This is a genomic window from Pseudonocardia pini, assembly GCF_013870575.1.
GTDB lineage: Bacteria > Actinomycetota > Actinomycetes > Mycobacteriales > Pseudonocardiaceae > Pseudonocardia > Pseudonocardia pini.
Genome location: NZ_JACBXB010000497.1, coordinates 1 through 4,157, shown reverse-complemented (window position 1 = coordinate 4,157; position 4,157 = coordinate 1). Strand labels below are relative to the sequence as shown.

At 74.6% G+C, this 4,157-nt stretch carries 3 protein-coding genes and 1 pseudogene; 3 read left to right on the top strand and 1 reads right to left on the bottom strand.

Annotated features, from left to right (window positions below):
• Nucleotides 1-260 (top strand): annotated as a pseudogene (locus tag H5J29_RS23235) (peptidyl-tRNA hydrolase); the annotation flags it as partial.
• A 79-nt stretch (nt 261-339) separates the two neighbouring features.
• Entirely contained in the window at nt 340-978 is a 639-nt protein-coding gene (locus tag H5J29_RS23230; protein ID WP_181783160.1) for a helix-turn-helix domain-containing protein, read from the top strand.
• Nucleotides 979-1,015: 37 nt separating this feature from the next.
• On the opposite strand, the gene H5J29_RS23225 is transcribed toward H5J29_RS23230, so the two are convergent.
• Nucleotides 1,016-3,040, bottom strand: coding sequence for an ATP-dependent DNA helicase (locus H5J29_RS23225; RefSeq protein WP_312858367.1), 2,025 nt, complete (start codon nt 3,038-3,040; stop codon nt 1,016-1,018).
• A gap of 132 nt (nt 3,041-3,172) precedes the next feature.
• On the opposite strand from H5J29_RS23225, the gene H5J29_RS23220 reads away from it, so the two are divergent.
• A complete protein-coding gene (locus tag H5J29_RS23220) occupies nt 3,173-4,042 on the top strand; it encodes an acyl-CoA thioesterase (protein ID WP_181783159.1) in 870 nt (289 codons plus the stop codon).
• Nucleotides 4,043-4,157: the final 115 nt, after the last annotated feature.

Here is a 4,157-nt window from a genome sequence, read left to right as displayed (position 1 = left end):
ACTCGCCGGGGCCCGCCGGTTCGCCCGTGATCGCGCTCAACCCCGCCGTGGACATGACCGTCGGCAAGGCCGCGGCCCAGGTCGGGCACGCTTCCATGATCCTCGCCGCGGTCCGTGGCTGGACCACGGCGCCGCGTTTCGCCGTGCGCCGAGACGCCGCACTGTGGGCCGAGCTCGCCGCGCGCGAGGACGCGATCGCCGTCCGGGACGCGGGTTTCACCGAGGTCGACCCCGGCACGGTCACCTGCCGCGCCGCCTGACCCACCCGCACCATGGAGCCACAATGGTCGTCCGGGTCCCCGAGAACGACAGTCGTGGCTCCATGATGCGCGGGATGTGGTGAGTCGGGTGCGCGTCGGCAGGCCTGCCGCGATCACGCGTGGGGACGTGCTGCGGGCCGGGCTCGAGACCGGGATGGCCGACCTGACGATCGCCGCGGTGGCGGAGCGGCTGGGCGTCACGCGGACCTCGGTGCACCGGCACGTCGGGTCGCGGCACGACCTGGAGACGCTGGTGGGGGAGCACCTCGTCGTCACGGCACCGTTCCCGGAGGACCGGGGGCAGCCGCTCGAGGCCTACCTGCTGGAGTTCGCGCGGCTCCACGTCCGGCACATGCTCGCCCACCCGGGCCTGGCGGCGTACTACAACCGCGGGTTCCCGCGGACGACGGCATCGGCGCGGGTCGTGGAGGACTTCGACGCCATGCTGGTCGCCCGGGGGCTCACCCGCTGCGCAGGCGGTGCGGCTCGCCATCTCCGTCGCGGCGCCGGGGAACCCGACCGTCGGCGCGACGCCGCTGAGCTCAGGGCCGACCTCACCGCCAGCCCGCTCTACGCGGCGCTGCCCGCGGCGAGGGCCGGACACGTCCTGGAGGTGTCCGAGCAGCTCGCCACGGCCAACGACAACCCGTCGATCCTCAACGTCCCGTGGCAGCTGGAGCAGTTCCGGCCCACGCTGGAGAAGGTCGCCGCGGGCTGACCCGCCCGGGCCCGGTACGGCCCGGGAACCGCGGGGCTCAGGCGTCCCTGAGCCTGCTCAGCGCGGCGTGCACCTTCGCCCGGTCGGTGGTCTGCCAGAACGGGGGCAGGGACGCGCGGAGGAAGCCGCCGTAGCGCGCGGTGGCGATGCGCGGGTCGAGGATCGCCACCACGCCCCGGTCGTCGTTCCCGCGCAGCAGCCTGCCCGCGCCCTGGGCCAGCAGCAGGGCGGCGTGGGTGGCCGAGACCGTGAGGAAGCCGTTGCCCCCGCGGGAGTCCGCGGCCTTCTGCCGGGCGGCGACGAGGGGATCGTCCGGGCGCGGGAACGGGATCCGGTCGATGATCACGCAGCTGAGCGAGGGGCCGGGGACGTCGACGCCCTGCCACAGCGACAGGGTGCCGAACAGGCAGGTCTCGGTGTCCTCGGCGAACCGCTTGACCAGCAGCATCGTGGAGTCGTCCCCCTGGCAGAGCAGGGGCACGGACAGCTTGCCCCGCAACGCCTCCGTGGCCTGCTTGGCCGCGCGCATGGAGGAGAAGAGCCCCAGCGTGCGCCCGCCCGCGGCCTCCACCAGGCCCTGGATCTCCTCCAGGTAGGCGGGGGCGAGCCCGTCCCGGCCCGGGGGCGGGAGGTGCTTGGCCACGTACAGGATCCCGCTGCGCTCGTGGGCGAACGGCGACCCGACGTCGAGGCCCTTCCACCTCGGCGCCTCGGGATCACGGACGGGGTCCTCGGAGTCGCCACCCGCTGCGGGCAGCCCCCACTGCCGGGCCAACGCGTCGAACGAGCCGCCCAGCGCGAGGGTGGCGCTGGTCAGGACCGTGGTCTTCTGGGCGAAGAGCCGCTCCCGCAGCAGCCCGCCCACCGACAGCGGCGCCACCCGCAGGACCTTGTGCCGCGCACCGTCCGGGCCCTGCTCGGCCAGCCACACGACGTCCCACCGCTTGGCGGGGTCGCTCTCCTCGAACGTCCTGAGCACCCGCACGACGTTCTCGGACACCTCGTCCAGCAGCGCGAGCGCGAGCTTGCGCCCGGTCGCCGCCTCCGGGTCCTCCTTGCGCTCCGAGCCGAGCGCCTGACGGCACATCCCCGCGGCCTCCCGGATCACGGTCAGCGCGCCCGTCGCGGCCTGGGGGATCGACTCCCAACGGCCGGGCGGGAGGTCCTCGAGGACCATGCCGAGGCCCTCGCCCGCCTCGGCGAGCCGGTCCGCCAGGGAGTCCTCCACCAGCTTGGCGCAGCGCCGTGCCGCGGCGCCGACCGTGCCCGCGGTGAGCTCGCCGGTCGCGGCGCCGGTGACCCGGTCGACCAGCTCGTGGGCCTCGTCGATCACCACGACGTCGTGCTCCGGGAGGACGTTCGCGTCCCCCATCGCGTCGATCGCCAGCAGGGCGTGGTTGGTGACGACGACGTCCGCCCGGCCCGCCTCCCCGCGCGCCTTCTCCGCGAAGCAGTCCTCGCCGACGGGGCAGCGCGACACGCCGAGGCACTCCCGGGCGGTGACCGACACCTGCCGCCACGCGGTGTCCGGCACGCCCGGGACCAGCTCGTCCCGGTCCCCGGTCTCGGTGTCCGAGGCCCAGTCGTGCAGCCGCTTCACGTTGCGGCCCATGGCCGAGATCGCGAACGCGTCGAACAGCTGCTCGTCCTCGGGCTCGGCCGTGTCCTCCCCGTGCAGCTTGTTGAGGCACAGGTAGTTCCGGCGGCCCTTGAGGATCGCGAAGGTGGGCTCGCGGCCCAGGGCGGCCTTGAGCGCCTTCGCGACCCGCGGCAGGTCCCGGTCGACCAGCTGGCGCTGCAGCGCGATCGTGGCGGTGGAGATCACCACGGTGGTGTCTCGCGCCATGGCGTGCCGGATGGCGGGGACGAGGTAGGCCAGCGACTTCCCGGTGCCCGTGCCCGCCTGCACGGCCAGGTGCTCGCCGCTGGACAGGGACTTGCGGACGGCCTGCGCCATCGCGTCCTGTCCCTCGCGGCGCGTGCCGCCGACCGCCGTGACCGCGACCTCGAGCAGCTCGGCGACACCGGGGAGGTCCGCGGTCTTCACGGGGGCGGAGGGCACCGACCGACGATAGCCGCCCGCCCCGACATCCCCGGCGCGACCGCGCCGATCCGGTACCGGGAGCCGCGGCTCACACGTGATCTCGACCGGTCGGTGCAGCTCAGCGCCCTGGGGATCGGCATCATGGGGCCCGTGACGTCGACCCAGACCCGCCCGGAGGCCACGCAGTACCCGCTGGTGCTGGAGGTGACCCCGCGCTACAGCGACCTCGACCCGAGCCGACGGGTCAGCAGGCAGGCCCTCCTCCGCTGGTTCGAAGACGCCCGCATCCGGGCCGAGCTCGCGGCCATGCGGCACCGCCCCGAGGGCACCGGCCAGCTGCTCGCGGCGGTGCAGGTGGACGTCGTGGCGCCGCTGCGGATCGCCGACGGGTACCGCGTCGCGTACGGCGTGAGCCGCGTCGGCAGCTCGTCGTTCAGCTACGCCTACGCCGTCTTCACCGGGGACGACCTGGTCGCCACGGGGGCGACCACCAGCGTGTGGGTCGAGGGTGGCAAGCCCGCCCCGCTGCCCGCGGTCCTGCGCGACACGCTGCAGGGCACGCTCCTGGCAGGCGCCGAGCCCGCCCCCCGCGCGGACCACCCGGCCGCCCGCCTGGTGCGGGAGAACTACCCCTTCCGCTACGACGTCCGGACGCGCTTCGCGGACCTCGACACCAACCGGCACGTGAACAACGTCCAGCTCGCGAGCTGGTACCTCGACGGGCTGGCCGAGCTGCACACCGACGTCCTCGGCTACCCGGTCGGGGGTCCGATCGACGGGCTCGCCCCCAGCGCGCTGCACGTCGAGTTCCGTGCCGAGGTGCAGTTCCCCGGCATCCACCAGCTGCGGGTCGGCGTCCGGGAGCTGTCCGACGGCACCGTCACCTACGAGTGCGGCCTGTTCGACGGGCACACCTGCCTCGGCCTGGCCGACGCCACCGGCGCCGTCCGGGCGGCCGACGCCGCGGGGCAGGACGTGGACCTCACCGCCGCGTTCGAGCCCTTCCGCATGCGGGGCTGACCGGTGACCACGATCGCCGGGCCCATGCAGGCCGACCTGCCGGGCGTCGTCACCACGTCGTTCCCGGGACCCTAGTAGGGCCCGGCCGCGAGGGTCAGGGCCTCGGCCAGCCTGC